Here is an 18,725-nt window from a genome sequence, read left to right as displayed (position 1 = left end):
GGCTCGTTATTATTGAACCACTTCTAGCTTATCAATCACCTTATTTACATCATTGGTATTATTTGCAATTGAAAGTGCAAGATCATGCTCCGCATCTGAATTAACCTTACCTGCCAACGTTACCGTTTTACGTTCCGTCGTTACATCAATGTCCGTACCACTTACATTGGTATCCATCAGTAGGCGAGTTTTAACTATAGTCGTGATTTTAGAGTCGGTCAGTGTGGCTAATGCCTCTGAATCGGTTTCTTTCTTACCTTCATTCACCACTGACAATTCGTTGTTTACTTTTTTCACACCATCAAGACCTGTTACAAGCTCTTCGGCAAGCGATTTTTCAAGGTCATTGTTTACCGAACCAGAAAGGGTAACTACCTGATTTTCAACATCGGTGTTGATATCAAAAGAGTTAAGGTTACTGTTTAGCAGCAGCGTCGTTTCAGCTTTACCATCTAGCCAAGCGTCCATGGATTCTTTTTCCCATTTATCACTCGCTAAGACTGCTGTAGATGAAGTAGCAAGAACTGACGTAAGTACAATTTTAGCTGCGATGTTATTCATGGTAATTCTCCTTTATTGACGTTGTATTTCCATAGGAGCAAACCATGTGCCAAGTTTGTAACTTATTATTTTTAAAGGAATAATAAAAACAAGACATAAAAATAAGACGAACAAGACAATATAAGTATGAATTATTTACACAGAAGAAATGTAATTTTTAATCGTTAATAATTTCGCAATCAATCACATAATACGCCAACAAAAGATGAGACATTATTTCTTCGACTTCACTTAATCGCAGAATTATTATTTAAAGCGTGAGACACCCGAATAAAAAAGCAATATTTATCAGAATTATTACTGATATATACCAAGATAGGTTAAACAAAATTAAAATAGCCTACAGACCCTTAAATCTCTGCTGACAATATTTTGTCTTGTGCACTTAGAATAATCCACGTACATTGTTTCTGTCATAGTAAAGAGGACATTTCTATGTCGTTGCCAAGCCTGTTTCTACGAATACAAGACCCGACACTTAAAGATGCTATTGCCTCTTGCCAGGAACTGAACAAATTTCGTCTGCATAATACCGATGCCGCAGATGGTTGGATTGAAGATTTCCTACAACTCAAACCGGAAGTTGCGATTGTTGAAGTCGCCCACTTTACTAGCGCAGATTACCAGCGCCTTTCTAATATCGAAGACATCTACGATATGGACTTGATCATCATTAGCTCTGGTGCTCCAAACGAAAATTTGGATAAGCTAATGAACTTAGGTGCAATTTTTCACTACAGAAAACCCGTCGATATTGCCATTTTGACGGACACCCTAAGCGAAGTCAGCCAGTACTATCAGCAAAAACAAGATCAAGGACGTAAAGTGTCCACTAGCGATCTCGACCAATTTGGCCTTTTGGTGGGTTCCTCATCACCAATGCATCAGCTCTATCGCATGATCCGACGCGTCGCAAAAACAGAAGCCAACGTCCTCATTGTCGGTGAAAGCGGTTCGGGTAAAGAGTTAGTGGCACAGACCATTCATTTAGCCAGTGATCGCAAGCAACAACCCTTTATCGCGATTAACTGTGGTGCGATTAGCCCAGAATTGGTCGATAGTGAACTGTTTGGCCATGAAAAAGGCGCCTTTACCGGAGCGAATAAAACTCACCAAGGTGTATTTAAACAGGCAGAAGGCGGCACGCTGTTTTTAGATGAAATCACCGAGATGCCTATCGAGCATCAAGTGAAGCTATTGCGTGTTTTGGAAACCGGAGAGTATCGCCCAGTGGGCAGTAATACGGTGCATATCGCCAACACTCGCATCATTGCCGCCACCAACCGTGATCCTAAAGTCGCCATTGAAGAGCAGTTCCTGCGTGAAGATCTGTTTTTCCGCTTATCGCACTTTCCATTAACGATACCGCCGCTGCGAGAGCGAGGCGGTGACATCGTCGGTTTGGCTAAGCACTTTATCGCGCACCGCAACGCAAATGAGGCTAAAACCAAAACCATTCTTGATTCTGCCATCCAAAAAATCGCTGCACACGATTGGCCAGGTAATGTCCGTGAGCTCAAACACACGATCGAGCGCGCGTTTATTTTGGCTGATGACACTATCCGAGATGAACACCTGATCTTCGATACGCCACCATTGGAAACAGGCACCAGCATCGAAGACCTTGTTCCAGCGGGCGTTTCGCTAGAAGAGCTAGAAAAAGCCGCCATTCTCAATACGCTTGAAGAGAATCAAGGCAATAAAACGGAATCTGCGCAAGAGTTAGGCATTAGCGTGAAAACGCTCTACAACAAACTCGAAAAGTATCAAGACGAGTAACTCGCTGTGGGAATACAATGAGAATATAAAAAGAGCACGGAATACGATTCAGTGCTCTTTTTTATCTTATCTTTTATGTGGATGTGCAGCGTTTGATTACACCCACTGACCCGCGACAAAGCCGCTCGACCAGCACCACTGAAAATTGTAGCCCCCTAACCAGCCAGTCACATCCATCACTTCGCCAATGAAGTACAGCCCTTTGATGTCTTTGCATTCCATGGTTTTCGAAGATAAGTGATCGGTATCCACACCGCCTAGTGTCACTTCCGCGGTTCGGTAGCCTTCAGTGCCATTCGGGGCGATATCCCAATGTTCTAAGCGCGCCACAATCGCCGCAAGCTCCTTTTGATTGAACTGCTTTAGCGGTTTATCGACCAGCTCTTTACGTTCAATCAAGACTTCAACCAAGCGCTTTGGTAGCACTTTAGCGAGCGTATTTTTGAGCGACTGATTCGGATGCTTTTCACGGCTGCGTTCTAATAACTCGGCAACATCATCGTTTGGCACCAGATTAATCGACACCTTTTGCCCCGCTCGCCAGAATGATGAAATCTGTAAAACGGCTGGGCCAGATAAACCACGATGTGTGAACAACAGGGCTTCTTTGAACATGGTGCCATCTTCAGCTGTAATTTCCGCAGGTACCGCGATACCAGATAACTCAGCAAAATCTTCTTTGTCTTCTTTATGCAACGTAAATGGCACCAGCCCTGCCGTAGTTGGGGTAACTCGAAGACCAAATTGTTCCGCGACTTTATAGCCAAATGGTGTCGCCCCCAGTTTTGGCATCGACAAGCCACCTGTTGCGATAACTAAAGACTCACACTCAACAATCTCAGTGCCAGCATGCAAACGAAAGCCTTCATCGATTTTCTCAATTGAGTGAACATCGCATTGGTAACGCTGCTCGATATTCGGCATATCACATTCAGCCAGCAGCATCTTCACGATGTCTTTCGCCGTAAACGCATCGACACAAAACAGCTGACCGTGATCGCGCTCTTCAAATTCAATACCATGCTTACACACCATCGAGATAAAATCCCAGTTAGTGTATTGGGAAAGCGCAGACTTAACGAAATGCGGGTTTTGGCATAGGTAGTTGCTGGCTGAAACATCGTAGTTAGTGAAGTTACAACGGCCACCGCCTGAGATAAGGATTTTACGTCCTGGCTTTTTAGCATGATCGAGCACCAAAACACGGCGGCCTCGCTTGCCAGCTTCTGCAGCACACATCAAACCCGCTGCGCCTGCGCCAATTACAACAACATCAAATTTCTTACTCATCGGTAGCTCTTAGACTGATTGGTATCGAATCGAAATAAAAAAGGATGTGCACATTGCACATCCTTGCTTTCTAGGCGCGACATTCTACCGACAAATCTCGAAGGGGAAAAGCGCTTAAACGGTAAGCGCTATGCATGCCCGTGCAATCCTAGGAGATTAACTCGCTAGATTATTGATTCGTTAAAGAATGAAGGCCGCGAGTAGGGTTACACCGAGCAAAGCGGTCGATAAAACAAATAGCTCACGCACCCTTTCGCACTTACCAGTAAAAATCTCATCGTGGTGATGGTGATATTCTTTACTTTTGATGTAGTGGAACAAACGCACCTGTTTGGTGACATTTCCATGGGTGGTAAAAAAGCCATTGCCATCAACTTGCTGATATAACAACGGATGCGCTTCACGCATGATGTAAATTAGAGAACGAAGAGCGGTGAGATACCGGATCATGTTGACTCCAGTTACCACCATTAGCGCAAATAAGATTGTGTCTCCACTGATCATCTTTTCCTCCCTACATCTTCAACAATGCTCAAGAGAAAAAGACTATCAATGCTTCGTCTTTACCCGCTACTTATAGCGTCAAAAAACGCGTTTACGCAGCTGGAGCATCCATGATTGAAGATGAACCTTCTTTCGCCATTTGTGCTAGATCTTTGTCGATGAAGAACAATGCTTTACCATCTTCACCTACCAATTCGATCTTATCTAAAATCCCTTTAAACAACTTCTCTTCTTCGTGCTGTTCAGACACGTACCACTGTAGGAAGTTAAACGTTGAGTAGTCTTGGCTAGTAAATGCAACATGCGCCAATTTATTGATTTTTTCCGTGATCATTTGCTCATGTTCGAAGGTCTCGCGGAAAACATCACCTAAGCTTGCAAAATCATGCTTTGGTGCATCAATAGCGCCCAAGATTGGCATTGAGCCAGTTTCACTTACGTAGGTGAATAATCGTTGCATGTGCTCCATTTCTTCTACGGCGTGAGCGCGTAAAAATTCAGCCGCACCTTCAAAACCTTTGTCTTCACACCAAGCACTCATTTGTAAGTATAGATTGGATGAGAAAAATTCTAGGTTAATTTGCTCATTCAATTGTTCGACCATAGTTTGAGACAGCATGTTAACTCCTATTAATGTGCATGCAATATACCCAAGTAACCTCGAAATAAACGACGCCGCGAGATTGACTTGCTCTACATCAGAGGCAAGGTTTTACTTGAACTATAGTCAGTAACGGAGCGCTGGACTCCGCATCTCAAAGTCACTTGGGTATAACGCCACTATAACATGATTACTGAGACAAGACTTTGTACCTACGACACTGATATGAGATCACTTCAGCAAATTTTTTTGGGGGTTAGTGCTAATCTAAAACTATGACCTTACAAGGAGATAGCAATATGAGTTACAAACACATACTTGTGGCAGTCGACCTGTCAGACGACAGTAAAGTGTTGATTAAAAAAGCTGTATCACTGGCTAAACCTCTGGATGCGAAAGTCTCTTTTATTCACATCGACGTGAACTACGCAGAGCTCTACACCGGGCTTATCGACATCAATATGGCAGAAGCGCAACATCAAGCAATGGAAGCGTCGCGCACACAATTGGCGAATTTCGCAGAATATGCGCAATACCCAATAGCCCATACGTTGGTCGGTAGTGGCGATTTGAGTAATGAGCTGTGCGATACCATTCAAGATTACAGTATTGACTTGGTGGTTTGTGGTCATCACCAAGATTTCTGGAGCAAGATTCTGTCTTCGACTCGACAACTGATTAACTGCTCTCCAGTCGATATGCTGGTCGTACCGCTAAAAGACTGATTGGCGCGACGTTAAAACTTGGTTAGACTGCGGGCACATTTGTTGTTGATAAAGATTCTCATCCATGGCTTATCTATCCGCAGTTACCCTACTTTGGGCATTCTCATTTAGCCTGATCGGCGTTTACCTCGCTGGTCAGGTTGATTCTTGGTTCTCGGTGTTCATGCGCGTGGCACTGGCGAGTCTGGTTTTCATTCCCTTTTTAAAATTCCGTGGCGTTAGCAAATCCCTAATCGCGAAACTGATGACGGTCGGTGGCTTTCAGCTTGGTCTGATGTACTGCTTCTACTACCAATCTTTTTTGCTCCTTTCCGTGCCAGAAGTATTGCTGTTCACCGTATTCACACCCATTTACGTCACGCTTATCTATGACTTCTTGAAAGGTCGCTTTTCACCTTGGTATTTGGTTACCGCGGCAATTGCTGTATTTGGCGCAGCCTGGATTAAGTTTGCAGGCATTAATGAAGACTTCCTGTTGGGCTTTTTGGTCGTACAAGGAGCAAACCTCTGTTTTGCCATTGGTCAGGTAGGCTACAAATACATCATGGAAAGTGAACCGGTTGATTTGCCACAACACACCGTGTTTGGTTACTTCTACTTAGGTGCGCTTTGTGTAGCAACCGTGGCTTTCGCTCTGATGGGCAACCTCGAAAAACTACCCACCACCGCAACGCAATGGGGCATTCTGACGTACCTTGGTTTAATTGCTTCCGGTTTTGGTTACTTCGCGTGGAACAAAGGCGCAACCATGGTGAACGCAGGAGCACTTGCAGTAATGAACAACGCGTTAGTGCCAGCAGGTTTGATTGTGAACATTGTGATTTGGAACCGCGATGTTGATGTCATGCGACTCGCCATTGGCGGTGCGATCATCATGCTATCGCTATGGATTAACGAAACCTGGGTGAAAAAGCGCGTCGAAATGAGCTACGCCAAGAAGTAACGCAACCGCTCCCAACACACATACCGACAATAAAAAACGCTCTCCAGTTGGAGAGCGTTTTTTTGGATTAGATTAATGCACTTTCATTTGCGAACTTGCGCTCATCAACACCTTGGGCGACGTTGGCAACAACACTTCTAGCTTCGCATTGCGCGCTTCCAGCTTGCGCTGACGCTTAAGTAACTTTTGTTGTTTTTTCGCTACTTTTAACAACTTCTTCTGCTGCTTATAGTGCTTTTTCAGTGCTTTTTTCGCTTTCTTAAGCGATTTTTTATCCGCTAAATCAAACCATACTGGTGCGTCGGTTCTTACTGGCTCCAAGGATTTTTCGGCTTGCTTTTTCTCTTTCACGCGCTCAACAACACGCTTCACAATTGCTGCTTTTTCGTTGCTTTGTTTTGTTGTCACAGGAATCGGTTGTACTGGCAGCGCTTCAGCCAATAAGCCACATGATTGTTGCTCGTTCAGTGGCTTGTCTTGGCATTTTTGCGGCGGAATAACGGCTGGCTTACACAAGGTATCTTTGGCCGCTGAAGAGCGTGCGCAAGAGCGACAAACAAACTTTGGTGCGACAACTAAACGATGGATGTCGCCAAGCTCCGCCGCGATCTGTTTACGACTCATTTTACATAAGCGTTTAGCCATTCTACTACTCCAGCTTCCCAATTATCGACCGCATCACAACAAGTGAAATAATAATAATTCTTAGTTAGATATACAGTCAGGGAGGAGAATTAGCAAGAGAAAACTATCAGTAACGATTCAGAAAGAGAGGCTTGATCACAGCACGATACACCGTACTGTGACAAGAAAAGTTGAGCGGTCAGGAAGTTATGCCATTGAGGCTTTAACGTAGACATCAAAGCGATTTTTTTTGGTTTCAATCGCCATAGTCGGCTTTTGCTCGTTCAGCCAGTTTGCATAGTCTGGGCGCTTCACCACCACGCGTTTTGTGGCTAACGCCATGGCAGGATCTAGCAAACCATCGGCGTCCAAATCGGCGCCAACCAACGATTGGAAAACGCGCATCTCTTTTTTTACGAGCGCCGATTTCTTCTTGTTTTCTGGGTGCGGATACATAGGGTCGAGATACACCACATCTGGCTGAACAAAGTCTTCATCTTGTGCCAGCTGTTCCAATGCATCATGACTGGAGGCATGGATCAGCGACATACGCTCTGATACCCAAGTTCCAATTTCAGGGTCTTGTTTCGCACGCGCTAAGCCGTCATCCAGCAACGCTGCGACTACCGGGTGTCGCTCCACCATCTGTACCTTACAGCCGAGCGAAGCCAAAACGAATGCGTCACGTCCCAACCCCGCAGTGCCGTCTAGAACGGTTGGCGTTGCCCCTTTGTTCAAACCTGCGGCTTTTGCGATGGCTTGGCCCTTACCACCACCAAATTTTCGGCGATGTCCCACTGCGCCACCAATTAAATCGACAAAAATAGCGCCCAACTTTGGCTCATCCACTTTACGCAGCTCTAAACGCTCGGTGGTCAGCACCAAAGCAAAATCGCTCTCGTCAGTGTGAGAAAGCTGCCAGCGCGCTGCCAGTTCATCCAGATGAGGTTGTTGAGACGGGTCTTCACAGATCAATTGCAGTTGCAAAAGGAGGCTCCAATAAAAAATCGCGGTAACTGGCGCTGAGTGTATACCTAAGTTACCTCTCAATGCTAGGTTGAGCTTGATATGACAGGACTACTCAGCCGTCAGTCGCTCAACTAACTCAGAAAGCGGTTGAGGATGCCCAATACCGTAGCCTTGGCCGTAGTCCACACCGAGGTCTATCAAATGCTGCATGACCTGGTCATTTTCGACAAACTCCGCCACCGTCACTTTGCCTAGCTGTTTTGCCAAGTCATTGATCGAGCGAACCATTACACGGTCCATTTCATTTACGTTGATATCTCGCACGAAAAGGCCATCAATTTTCACGATATCAACGGGAAGTTTCTTTAAGTAACCAAATGAAGACAAGCCCGAGCCGAAATCATCCAATGCAATCATACAACCCAACGCTTTGAGCTTGGTGAAGAGCTCAATGGCTTGCTCAAGATTACTCATCGCTGCTGTCTCGGTGATTTCTAGACAGATTTTTTCACACGGCATGGACGAACGTTCCAGTCGTTCCAATAAGAAATCGATAAACTCTTGATTCCCCATAGATTGACCTGAAAGGTTTATCGAACAACGACCGAGTTTTTCAACCACCTCCGGGCGTTGCTCAAACCATTCTAGCGTTTGAGTAATGACCTGTTTATCAATCCAATGCGCAATGTTGTAGCGCTCGGAAGCAGGAATAAACAATGCAGGAGAAACATAATCACCATATCCATTGCGAATGCGCACTAAAATCTCAAAATACATCTGAGCATCGTGCTGTTGTAAGCTTTTGATCGGTTGAGCAAACAGCTCTAAACGCTGATTCGACAATGCCTCATGCACCAAATTGACGCTCTGCATTTCCATCTGGCGACGTTGTAGCTCTTCGTTATCTAAACTGAACAGATTGTAGCGGTTACGGCCTTGCTCCTTGGCGGCATGACACGCAGAGTCTGCTTGAGCGTGCACCATTTGCGGCGTCTCTGCCGTATGGTCGATGATACGAATACCAATAGAACAACTGATGAACAAGCGTGTATCTTCCCAAATAAAGAGATGTTCACTCAACGTCGAGATGATCAGTTTAGCGATATTAATCGCGCCGTATTCGTCGCAATCTTTGAGTAGTACCGCAAACTCATCGCCTCCCATTCGAGCCAAGATGGAATTGTATGGCAGCACTTCCTCTAACATGCTGGCGCAAAATTGAATCGCCGCGTCACCCGCATCATGCCCAACCGTATCATTGAGGACTTTTAGCTGATCTAAGTCGAGGTACAGCATGGCGTGGACGCGACGATGGCTGTCCACCTCACGCAGTGCGGTCTTGAGCTCTAGTTCAAAGTGGTTTCGGTTATAAGTCCCTGTCAGTAAGTCATAGCGCGCTTGATATTCCAGTTTCTCGGAAAGCTGTTTGGTTTCTGTAATATCTTCACCCACAATCAACAGCTGATCAGATTCACTCAGTGGACGAATGTTCTCACGTACCCAAACACGATGACCATTTGCATGGCGATACTCGACTTCCCTTCGCCAGACCCCATGCACCTGTTGATTGGGTTGCAATAGCACTTGGCGAGGAAACAGTACCTTGTCATCAAAATAAAACTCCCTTAGGCGGTGTCCGAGCATGTCCATCGGTTTGTAGCCTAGGAGTAGCTGAGCAAATCGATTCACTTCTTGAATGCGATTGTTGCTGTCGAGCGTAACCATCATGACTGGCTGTTGCTCATAATAGTTACGCAGGGTTGATTCGCGTTGATAGAGCTTATCTTCCATCAACTTACGACTAGTGATATCGCGCGCTTCAAACAAGTATTGCTTTTGATTTCCTACTTGCTGAGAAAAAGGCTTGAGTGAAATTTCCAACACCAATGTACCGTGCTCTTTACTCCAAATTTCAGCCTCAAACGTCGACACTTGATGGTGAGGCGCGTGGAAATACGCCTCAAGCAACGCTTGCGCTTTCTCACTCCAATTGGGATGAAACCAAAGTGGTCGATCTAAACGCAGCCCTTGGTGATACAGCAAAGATTGCAGGTGATCGTTGCCCGATTTAAGTACACCGTTGGCATCCAAAATGCCCATATACTGCATGCTCTGATCAAAAATCGATTCTAAGATGGCTTGGCTTTCTCGCGCGGCACTCTCGCTGCGACGCATCCGCTGTAAATAGTAACCCATCAACAAAATGACCACCGACATCACCACAAACAGGCTACCAAACAAGCGAATTTCTTTGGCAAAACGCTCAGAAAACTTCATCGGTTTATTAAAAAATACCGCAGAGACCTCTTGCTCAGCCCCCAGCCCCCAGCGCACTACAGCTTGATAATCTAGCTTGATTTCAGAATCACTTTTCTTCACGGCTGGCAGAGCTTGGTCAGGGTTATCCAACACAAACTCAAGTATCTCAGCGCTCTCAATGCCATGCCGATAACCACTTTGGATCACGCCACCAACCGCACCATGCCCTAAGCCAATGTCGTGCACCATAAACAGCGGCGCATTTGAGGCTCTGTTGACGCCAATCCAGTCACGTTCACTGCCAACCACACCTTGTTTATCTCGGTAATAGGTCCAAAACAGGACGACTTTATCTTTATTCAGCTTCGCCACTTGTTGCTTTAAGTCAATGATACTATCGGGAATAACTTGCACGATTTTGTCGCGATATTGCGGATGTTCATGTACAAAATCGTCGATTTGATAGCGTAATACCTCTCCCGTTACGGAATGGTCACTGACAATAAGAATTTGAGTGTAATCAGGGTGTAGGCGCTCTATGAGGGCTAAATTTGCCTCCAAATCGACATCTTCTGTTACTCCTGTTGCGTTCAGGGATTGGTGCAAAGAAGGATGATAATTGTTGATGCCGTTAAATATAACCGGGGTGTCTTTGATGATTAGCGCCAAACGCTGCATCAGTTCAAGCGCGTTGTTGTCGCTCACTAAAATGGCATCGAATCGTTCTTTGCTTAATTTCGTACGATATAAGGATTCAAGCTGAGCGAAAAACTGCTCACTCTGGTTACGTTTCGAGTCTAAATAGAGCACGCGCATATCCAGCGATCGATCACCCAATTGCTGCTCGATACCTCGCTGTATGGAATCCGTCCAGAAAAAACCTTGATGATAGGAGTGCACGACCAAAACTTTCGGATCTGAGGCCGCGGCAAACGCGCTCCAACATAGCGCGACAATAACCAGAAAACGCTGCACATTATCTCCATAGCTCGGAGTTAACCCGCAGTTACTCCTGCCAAACCTTGTGAATCCTATCCGCTATGAGTATAAAAGGGAGGTAAAACTCTATCCCTAACGGAAATAATAGTATGAATGCGAGCCTGCCGAAACTCGACGACCTTGACCGCGCAATATTAAAAACACTGATGGCTGACGCCAGAACGCCCTACGCAGAAATGGCAAAGCAGTTCGATGTCAGCCCTGCCACTATCCATGTGCGTATTGAGAAGATGAAATCGGCTGACATCATCGAAGGAACGGAGGTGATCGTAAATACCAAAAAGCTCGGCTACGATGTGTGCTGCTTCATTGGTATTAACCTAAACGCAGCTCGCGATTACCATTCCGCGCTAGAAAAACTCAACGCGCTCGACGAGGTCGTTGAAGCTTACTACACCACGGGCGCGTATAACATATTCGTCAAATTGATGTGCAAATCGATTGAAGAACTGCAATTTGTGCTGATTGATAAGCTGCAAGCCATTGATGAGGTTCAGTCTACGGAGACATTGATATCGCTGCAGAACCCAATTAACCGCAGTGTGAATCCGTGAATTTTTTATAAAAAATGGACAAAAAAAGGCCAACCGAATGGTTGGCCCTAGTATTTTTTAAAAGACAGCGTGCGCTTACGCTGCAATACCAGAATGGCGCAATAGCGCATCAATTTGTGGTTCACGACCACGGAAGCGCTTAAACAGCTCCATTGGCTCTTCACTGCCACCCATTTCTAAGATGTTGTTCAGGAAGCTTTGACCCGTTTCTTTGTTGAAGATACCTTCTTCTTCAAAGCGAGAATACGCGTCTGACGACAGCACTTCAGCCCACAGATAGCTGTAGTAACCCGCGCTGTAACCTCCAGCGAAGATGTGACCAAAGCTGTGCGAGAAGCGCGCCCACTCAACGGCTGGAACCACCGCGACTTTCTCTTTCACTTTCGCCAGCGTTTCTAAAACGCGTGCACCCACTTCTGGGTCGTATTCGGTGTGCAGAGTAAAGTCGAACAAACCGAATTCTAGCTGACGCAAAATGCCCATCGCCGACTGGAAGTTCTTCGCCGCGAGCATCTTATCTAGCATCGCTTTCGGTAGCGGCTCACCTGTCTCATAATGACCAGAAATGAACGCCAGAGCATCCTCTTCCCAACACCAGTTTTCCAGGAACTGACTTGGCAATTCAACCGCATCCCAAGGTACGCCATTAATGCCTGATACCGCGCCAGTTTCTACTTGCGTCAGCATGTGGTGGATGCCGTGACCAAATTCATGGAAAAGTGTCACAACTTCATCGTGCGTAAACAGTGCTGGCTTGTCGCCCACTGGACGGTTGAAGTTACACGTTAGGTAAGCCACCGGCGTTTGCAGTTCGCCAGAGAGCGTAATACGACGACCACGACAGTCATCCATCCACGCGCCGCCACGTTTGTGCTCACGTGCGTAGAGATCTAAGTAGAAACTGCCACGCAGTGCGCCTTCAGCGTCAAAGATATCGAAGAAACGCACAGATTCGTGCCAAGTGTCCACGCCTTCGCGCTCAGTAACTGTCATGCCAAACACGCGGTTTAGCACTTCAAACAGACCACTGACAACCTTAGACTCAGGGAAGTACGGGCGCAGTTCTTCATCCGAGATTTGGAACAAGTGCTGCTTTTGTTTCTCGCTGTAGTAAGCGATATCCCACACATGCAATTCTTCAACGCCAAACTCACTTTTCGCAAACTGACGCAACTCTTCGACTTCACGTTCACCTTGCGGTTTCGCACGTGTCGCTAGGTCATTCAAGAAGCCCAACACTTGATCTGGCGTTTCGGCCATTTTCGTTGCTAACGATTTCTCGCTGTAAGTATTGAAACCCAACATGCGTGAAATTTCGTGACGCAGTCTCAGTTGCTCAGTAATGATTTCTGAGTTGTCCCACTTACCAGCATTTGGACCGCGATCAGAGGCGCGTGTTACATACGCTTCGTACACTTCTTTACGCAACTCTTGGTTGTCGCAGTACGTCATGACAGGTAGGTAAGATGGGATATCCAGCGTAATGAGGTAACCATCTAACTCTTTTGCTTCTGCCGCGGCTTTCGCTGCTGCCAGCGCCGATTCTGGCATGCCCGTGAGATCTTTCTCATCCGTGATGTGCTTGGTCCAACCCATGGTGGCATCCAGTACATTGTTAGAGAATTTAGAGCTGAGCTCAGACATGCGCTTGCTGATTTCGCCGTAACGGTGCTGCTCATCGGATGGTAAACCAATACCCGATAGCTCAAAGTCTCGTAACGCATCGGTGATGGTTTTTTGTTGAGCGCGAGTCAGCGTTGCGAATGCATCACTGGCTTTAATCGCTTTGTACGCTTCGTACAGGCCTTTGTGCTGACCAACCCAAGTGCCGTACTCTGACAAAATTGGCAAACAACTTTCGTACGCCTCACGCAGATCTTCGCTGTTCACCACGGAGTTCATGTGACCCACTGGCGACCAAATGCGGCTTAAGCGGTCATCCGCTTCTTCAATTGGCGCAATCACACTGTCCCAAGTTGGGTGAGCATTATCTTTTAGAACTTCATCGATTTTCGCTCGGCAGTCAGCAATCGCTTGTTCAACGGCTGGCTTGATGTGTTCTGGTTTAATTTGAGAAAACGGAGGTAAGTCCGTAAACGTCAGAAGAGGATTAGACATGAATAATTCCTTTTGTGTTTTGACTCTGTGATTGCCTGTCTATTTTGTGTAGATAGGCCAACTCAATGTACAGACGAGCCAGCAACATGGATTGGGGGAGCTCCGTTCCCTTTCTCTATGCTGCGATGACCATATAGTCAACGAGCGCTACTCTGTCCTTGAGTCTTGTTATACCTAAATGAGATTTCACACTCTTTGAGCACGAGAAACTCACCTAGTTCAATTCGATTACCAATAGTAAGTGTGGGTGACTTAAAGAAATTTCAATAGCGTCCCCTTATCAGAGGAACGGATTTGATTGGAAGTTCTACATCTTTAAGTTACTTGAGTATAATACCGCCATAGAGTGAAAATCACAGACCACACTCAGCCAAAGAGTGTTTCGAGAGTTTAATTTGTTAAGTTACCGCCACAGCTTCCACGCCGGAAACCATGCCGACGTGGTCAAACACATCGTTCAAAGCCTCATTCTTGATGCGCTGAAACAAAAAGATAAACCATTCGTTTATCACGATACCCACTCGGGTGTGGGCCGTTACGATCTGACTCACGAATGGTCTGAAAAAACGGGCGAATACAAACAAGGCATCGCGCGTATTTGGGATAACCCAAATATTCCTGAAGACATCAAAAGCTACATCGATGCCATCAAAGTGCTCAACAACGGCGAGAAGCTGCGTTACTACCCAGGCTCACCACGTGTGGCGCGCGCGCAAATCCGCCCACAAGATCGCATGGTGCTGACGGAGCTGCACCCAGCCGATCACCCGTTGTTAGAGCAAGAATTCCATCGCGATCGCCAAGTGAGTATCTTCAAAGAGGACGGGTTCCAGCGTCTAAAAGCAAGCTTACCGCCACAAGAACGCAGGGGTTTGGTACTAATTGACCCACCATACGAGCTCGCGAAAGAGTACCGCGATGTAGTGCGCGCGATTCATCAGAGCCATAAGCGTTGGGCAACCGGTATCTACGCGATTTGGTACCCAGTGGTAAACCGTCACGACATCGAAGATATGATCGAAGGCCTGGAAGCACTGGGCATTCGTAAAATTCTGCAAATCGAGTTAGGTGTCGCACCCGATACCAACGAGCGCGGCATGACGGCATCCGGCATGATTGTGATTAACCCGCCGTGGAAACTGGAAAGCCAGATGAAAGATATTCTGCCATTCCTGCAAGACGCGATCGCACCAGCCACCGGCCACTGGAAGGTGGACTGGATTGTGCCAGAGTAAGCTCATCTGCACCGAAACCTCTCAGCGCAACGACATTTTCGTTGCGCTTTTTTATACTCTCAACTTTGCCCTCTCATCGCGCTTATTCTTCTTTTTGTGCCTCTCATCGCTATTTGTCATAAGTAATGTCGCTTTTTCCCATTTAGGAATTCGTTACATTCGATTTATGATAGTGGGATAACGGTGGCATTGAGTTCGGGCAAGGTCATCCCAATCTATCTATGTACCAGATAAAATTTATAAGCTCTTGGAGAAAGTAATGGCGACTCATTTTGACTATATCTGTATCGGTGGCGGCAGTGGCGGCATCGCATCTGCAAACCGTGCGGCGATGTACGGCGCGAAAGTTGCGCTAATCGAAGCTCAAGACCTTGGCGGTACCTGTGTAAACGTAGGTTGTGTACCGAAAAAAGTGATGTGGCATGGCGCGCAAATCGCAGAAGCAATGAACCTGTACGCAGAAGATTACGGTTTTGATGTCGACGTGAAAGGTTTCGACTGGAGCAAACTGGTTGAGAGCCGTCAGGCGTACATTGGTCGTATTCACCAATCTTACGATCGCGTTCTTGGCAACAACAAAGTAAACGTGATTAAAGGCTTTGCTAAGTTTGTTGACGAGAAAACCGTAGAAGTAAACGGTGAACATTATACTGCGGATCACATCCTGATCGCGGTTGGTGGTCGTCCTACTATTCCAAACATTCCAGGCGCTGAATACGGCATCGATTCAAACGGCTTCTTCGACCTAGCAGAGCAACCAAAACGCGTTGCGGTTGTGGGCGCAGGCTACATCGCAGTTGAAATTGCTGGCGTACTGCACGCGCTAGGTACAGAAACGCACCTGTTCGTACGTAAAGAGTCACCACTACGTAGCTTCGATCCAATGATCATCGATACGTTGGTTGAAGTGATGGACGCAGAAGGCCCAACACTGCACACCCATTCTGTACCAAAAGAAGTGGTAAAAGAAGCCGATGGCAGCCTAACTCTGCACCTAGAAAACGGTGAGAGCCAAAACGTTGACCAACTGATTTGGGCAATCGGTCGTCACCCAGCAACAGACGCTATCAACCTAGCATCAACTGGCGTGGCAACGAACGAAAAAGGCTACATTAAGGTAGACGAATACCAAGAAACCAACGTGAAAGGCATCTACTGCGTGGGTGACATCATGGAAGGCGGTATCGAGCTAACTCCAGTAGCAGTGAAGGCGGGTCGTCAACTTTCTGAGCGTTTGTTCAACAATAAACCAAACGCGAAGATGGACTACGATTTGGTACCAACTGTGGTATTTAGCCACCCACCAATCGGCACTATCGGTCTTACAACGCAAGAAGCGGAAGAGAAGTACGGCAAAGACAACATCAAAGTCTACACATCTGGCTTTACTGCGATGTACACCGCTGTTACTAAGCACCGTCAACCATGTAAGATGAAGCTTGTATGTGCGGGCGAAGAAGAAACGGTTGTTGGTCTACACGGCATCGGTTTCACGGTAGATGAAATGATCCAAGGCTTCGGCGTAGCAATGAAGATGGGCGCAACCAAAGCAGACTTCGACTCTGTTGTGGCTATCCACCCAACGGGCTCTGAAGAGTTCGTAACGATGCGTTAATTACGCGCCAATCGCATTGCTGATTTCAGCGAATCATTTGAAAAGGTCACCTTAGGGTGACCTTTTTTTGTTAGCCCATGCTTAACTCGCATTCTCCAATAACGTGCGAATAAACTCGGCTTTGATAGCACTCTCCTGCTTACCGTCATGAATCAGACACAAGTCTGCACGCAGTGACTCTTTCAGTTTAATAAAACGAATCCCATGCCAATGATGTTGAGAAAACGTCGACGGCACCAACGTCACGGTATTGCTGTTTGCCACATACGCCATCAAGGTGCTTGGCTCCACCACTTGTTTGCCAATATGGGGTGAAAAGCCTTCTTGCAGACAGGCATTGATGATGAAGTTTGCCGAGGCAGAATTCGCCAAACTCATAAACGCAAACTCACACGTCTTTAAATCTTGGAGCCGCAGCAAAGATTTGCTGGCTAACTCATGTTGCTCCGACACCGCCACCACAAACACATCTTTGCCCAAAGACACCGACTGATACGGATAAATGTTGAGTGCATCGGCAAAACGCACAATGCCCACATCGATTTTCTTCTCGCTCAGATGCTTCTTTTGCGTCTCTGGGTTAAGGTCAAAAATGTCGGCGTGATAAGTGTCATGCTCAGCATGGAAGCGCTGTAACAGACGATCAAATCCGCCCCAAAATGCGCTACTTACCACACCAACTCGCAAGATGTTTCTCTGGTTCAAACCCACTTGCTGCACTTGACTGAGCGAGACATCTAAGGTCTGAAAAATCAGTTGGCATTTGGACTCCAACAATCGCCCGGCCTCCGTTAGCATGACGTTTCTTGAATCACGCTCAAACAGTTTGACGTTAAGTACCTCTTCCAACTCTTTGATGCGATTGCTCAACGGCGAATTGGTGATATTGAGGTTCTCGGCCGCCTTAGTGAAATGCTTGGTTTGTGCGACCTCGTAAAAGTAACGCAGCATCTTCAGCGTCACGCGCTCAAATGGTTCTGACTTCATGCATTGAGTCCTAGCGAATTTCATCATCCTCTTTTTAAGGATGATAGTAGCGAATAAAGCAAAGATAACCAGCGCAGAAAGTCACACAATGGAATCAACACACAACCAGAAGGTGACTAACATGAATCACGACCCAGTAATCGGCGCGCTACAAACCATTCGCGAACGCAAACCAAACTTCCAACCTAAAGCGGCGTTTATTTTAGGCTCTGGCTTAGGCGTATTGGCAGACGAGCTACAAGACAAAGTGGTCATTCCATACGAAGAGCTCGAAGGCTTTCCGGTTAGCACCGTGCAAGGCCACTCTGGTGAGTTGGTACTTGGTAGCATGGGCGGCGTAGACGTAGTGTGCATGAAAGGTCGCGGTCACTACTACGAACACGGCTCAATGAAGGTCATGACCACGCCCGTACGCACCTTTAAAAAGCTGGGCTGTGAGTTTCTGCTCGTCACCAACGCGGCAGGCTCACTTCGCCCTGAGCGTATTGATGTCGGCTCTCTGGTGGTATTTCATGACCACATCAACACCATGCCTGAATCGCCAATGATCGGTCCGAATGATGAAGAGTACGGCCCGAGGTTCTTCAGCCTCGCCAATGCGTACGACAAAGACCTGCGCGCAGAAGCGTTTGAAGTCGGAAAAGCCAATGGCATTCACCTCAATGAAGGCGTGTTTGTCTCTTACACAGGCCCCAACTTTGAGACCGCAGCCGAAATCCGCATGATGCAAATCATCGGTGGTGATGTGGTGGGCATGTCGGTCGTGCCAGAAGTGATTTCTGCGGCGCATTGCGGCTTACCCGTATTGGCAGTGTGTGCGATCACCAACATGGCAGAAGGCTTGGGAGATGTAGAATTGTCTCACGCCCAAACATTGAAGTGCGCGAAGCTAGCCGAAGCAGATTTCATTCGCTTTATTAAGCGCTTTATGAAGCATCACTTCTAAAGCGGTTTCATTCCAA

The 18,725-nt window shown here is 46.6% G+C and carries 16 protein-coding genes; 7 read left to right on the top strand and 9 right to left on the bottom strand.

All coding sequences use genetic code 11. The features are described from left to right. Positions 1-9 precede the first annotated feature (9 nt). A complete protein-coding gene (locus L3V30_RS14895) occupies positions 10-561 on the bottom strand; it encodes a BON domain-containing protein (RefSeq protein WP_012841234.1) in 552 nt (183 codons plus the stop codon). Positions 562-996: 435 nt separating this feature from the next. On the opposite strand from L3V30_RS14895, the gene L3V30_RS14890 reads away from it, so the two are divergent. Further along, complete coding sequence (locus L3V30_RS14890; protein WP_104970018.1) at positions 997-2,340, top strand: sigma-54 dependent transcriptional regulator; 1,344 nt, start codon at positions 997-999, stop codon at positions 2,338-2,340. Positions 2,341-2,436: 96 nt separating this feature from the next. On the opposite strand, the gene L3V30_RS14885 is transcribed toward L3V30_RS14890, so the two are convergent. From L3V30_RS14885 to ftnA, 3 genes are all read right to left on the bottom strand, one after another. Next, a complete protein-coding gene (locus tag L3V30_RS14885) occupies positions 2,437-3,630 on the bottom strand; it encodes an NAD(P)/FAD-dependent oxidoreductase (protein WP_237309207.1) in 1,194 nt (397 codons plus the stop codon). Between the two features lie 180 nt (positions 3,631-3,810). Next, entirely contained in the window at positions 3,811-4,134 is a 324-nt protein-coding gene (gene uspB / locus L3V30_RS14880; RefSeq protein WP_005394407.1) for a universal stress protein UspB, read from the bottom strand. A gap of 91 nt (positions 4,135-4,225) precedes the next feature. After that, a complete protein-coding gene (gene ftnA / locus L3V30_RS14875) occupies positions 4,226-4,753 on the bottom strand; it encodes a non-heme ferritin (protein ID WP_005379167.1) in 528 nt (175 codons plus the stop codon). A 281-nt stretch (positions 4,754-5,034) separates the two neighbouring features. Between ftnA and uspA the strand changes: the two genes are divergently transcribed. Continuing rightward, complete coding sequence (gene uspA, locus L3V30_RS14870; protein ID WP_005379165.1) at positions 5,035-5,460, top strand: universal stress protein UspA; 426 nt, start codon at positions 5,035-5,037, stop codon at positions 5,458-5,460. 64 nt (positions 5,461-5,524) lie between these two features. After that, positions 5,525-6,403: a carboxylate/amino acid/amine transporter gene (locus L3V30_RS14865; RefSeq protein ID WP_237309206.1), complete on the top strand. Its 879-nt coding sequence runs from the start codon at positions 5,525-5,527 to the stop codon at positions 6,401-6,403. A gap of 72 nt (positions 6,404-6,475) precedes the next feature. On the opposite strand, the gene L3V30_RS14860 is transcribed toward L3V30_RS14865, so the two are convergent. The 3 genes from L3V30_RS14860 to L3V30_RS14850 form a co-directional block, all read right to left on the bottom strand. Then, a complete protein-coding gene (locus L3V30_RS14860; protein ID WP_237309205.1) occupies positions 6,476-7,048 on the bottom strand; it encodes a hypothetical protein in 573 nt (190 codons plus the stop codon). A 186-nt stretch (positions 7,049-7,234) separates the two neighbouring features. Then, complete coding sequence (locus L3V30_RS14855; protein ID WP_005394395.1) at positions 7,235-8,014, bottom strand: class I SAM-dependent methyltransferase; 780 nt, start codon at positions 8,012-8,014, stop codon at positions 7,235-7,237. A 90-nt stretch (positions 8,015-8,104) separates the two neighbouring features. Next, positions 8,105-11,230: an EAL domain-containing protein gene (locus L3V30_RS14850; protein ID WP_237309204.1), complete on the bottom strand. Its 3,126-nt coding sequence runs from the start codon at positions 11,228-11,230 to the stop codon at positions 8,105-8,107. 113 nt (positions 11,231-11,343) lie between these two features. Here L3V30_RS14850 and asnC point away from each other — a divergent pair, with 113 nt between their 5' ends. Further along, positions 11,344-11,808, top strand: a complete 465-nt coding sequence (gene asnC, locus L3V30_RS14845; protein WP_005394393.1) for a transcriptional regulator AsnC — start codon at positions 11,344-11,346, stop codon at positions 11,806-11,808. Between the two features lie 75 nt (positions 11,809-11,883). Here the strand turns inward: asnC and prlC are convergent, their stop codons facing one another. Further along, positions 11,884-13,926 (bottom strand): oligopeptidase A, encoded by a 2,043-nt coding sequence (gene prlC, locus L3V30_RS14840; RefSeq protein WP_225461813.1) that lies wholly within the window; start codon positions 13,924-13,926, stop codon positions 11,884-11,886. 395 nt (positions 13,927-14,321) lie between these two features. Between prlC and L3V30_RS14835 the strand changes: the two genes are divergently transcribed. After that, entirely contained in the window at positions 14,322-15,161 is an 840-nt protein-coding gene (locus tag L3V30_RS14835; RefSeq protein ID WP_237309203.1) for a 23S rRNA (adenine(2030)-N(6))-methyltransferase RlmJ, read from the top strand. A 259-nt stretch (positions 15,162-15,420) separates the two neighbouring features. Beyond that, positions 15,421-16,776: a glutathione-disulfide reductase gene (gorA, locus tag L3V30_RS14830; RefSeq protein WP_031818769.1), complete on the top strand. Its 1,356-nt coding sequence runs from the start codon at positions 15,421-15,423 to the stop codon at positions 16,774-16,776. 81 nt (positions 16,777-16,857) lie between these two features. On the opposite strand, the gene L3V30_RS14825 is transcribed toward gorA, so the two are convergent. Next, positions 16,858-17,763, bottom strand: coding sequence for a LysR family transcriptional regulator (locus L3V30_RS14825; protein WP_237309202.1), 906 nt, complete (start codon positions 17,761-17,763; stop codon positions 16,858-16,860). 121 nt (positions 17,764-17,884) lie between these two features. Here L3V30_RS14825 and xapA point away from each other — a divergent pair, with 121 nt between their 5' ends. Continuing rightward, entirely contained in the window at positions 17,885-18,709 is an 825-nt protein-coding gene (xapA, locus tag L3V30_RS14820; RefSeq protein ID WP_237309201.1) for a xanthosine phosphorylase, read from the top strand. Positions 18,710-18,725: the final 16 nt, after the last annotated feature.

Origin of the sequence: Vibrio sp. A1-1 (genome assembly GCF_021728175.1) — a bacterium.
Taxonomy (GTDB): Bacteria; Pseudomonadota; Gammaproteobacteria; order Enterobacterales; family Vibrionaceae; genus Vibrio; species Vibrio diabolicus.
Note: the sequence above shows the minus strand (reverse complement) of the source record. Positions and strands in the feature narration are given on the sequence as shown.

Excerpts from the sequence above, each read along its gene's own strand:
- gorA (WP_031818769.1), top strand. The coding sequence starts at position 15,421 with ATGGCGACTCATTTTGACTATATCTGTATCGGTGGCGGCAGTGGCGGC.
- prlC (WP_225461813.1), bottom strand. The coding sequence starts at position 13,926 with ATGTCTAATCCTCTTCTGACGTTTACGGACTTACCTCCGTTTTCTCAA.
- uspA (WP_005379165.1), top strand. The coding sequence starts at position 5,035 with ATGAGTTACAAACACATACTTGTGGCAGTCGACCTGTCAGACGACAGT.
- L3V30_RS14865 (WP_237309206.1), top strand. The coding sequence starts at position 5,525 with ATGGCTTATCTATCCGCAGTTACCCTACTTTGGGCATTCTCATTTAGC.
- xapA (WP_237309201.1), top strand. The coding sequence starts at position 17,885 with ATGAATCACGACCCAGTAATCGGCGCGCTACAAACCATTCGCGAACGC.
- L3V30_RS14825 (WP_237309202.1), bottom strand. The coding sequence starts at position 17,763 with ATGAAGTCAGAACCATTTGAGCGCGTGACGCTGAAGATGCTGCGTTAC.
- L3V30_RS14860 (WP_237309205.1), bottom strand. The coding sequence starts at position 7,048 with ATGGCTAAACGCTTATGTAAAATGAGTCGTAAACAGATCGCGGCGGAG.
- ftnA (WP_005379167.1), bottom strand. The coding sequence starts at position 4,753 with ATGCTGTCTCAAACTATGGTCGAACAATTGAATGAGCAAATTAACCTA.
- asnC (WP_005394393.1), top strand. The coding sequence starts at position 11,344 with ATGAATGCGAGCCTGCCGAAACTCGACGACCTTGACCGCGCAATATTA.
- L3V30_RS14890 (WP_104970018.1), top strand. The coding sequence starts at position 997 with ATGTCGTTGCCAAGCCTGTTTCTACGAATACAAGACCCGACACTTAAA.
- uspB (WP_005394407.1), bottom strand. The coding sequence starts at position 4,134 with ATGATCAGTGGAGACACAATCTTATTTGCGCTAATGGTGGTAACTGGA.
- L3V30_RS14885 (WP_237309207.1), bottom strand. The coding sequence starts at position 3,630 with ATGAGTAAGAAATTTGATGTTGTTGTAATTGGCGCAGGCGCAGCGGGT.
- L3V30_RS14895 (WP_012841234.1), bottom strand. The coding sequence starts at position 561 with ATGAATAACATCGCAGCTAAAATTGTACTTACGTCAGTTCTTGCTACT.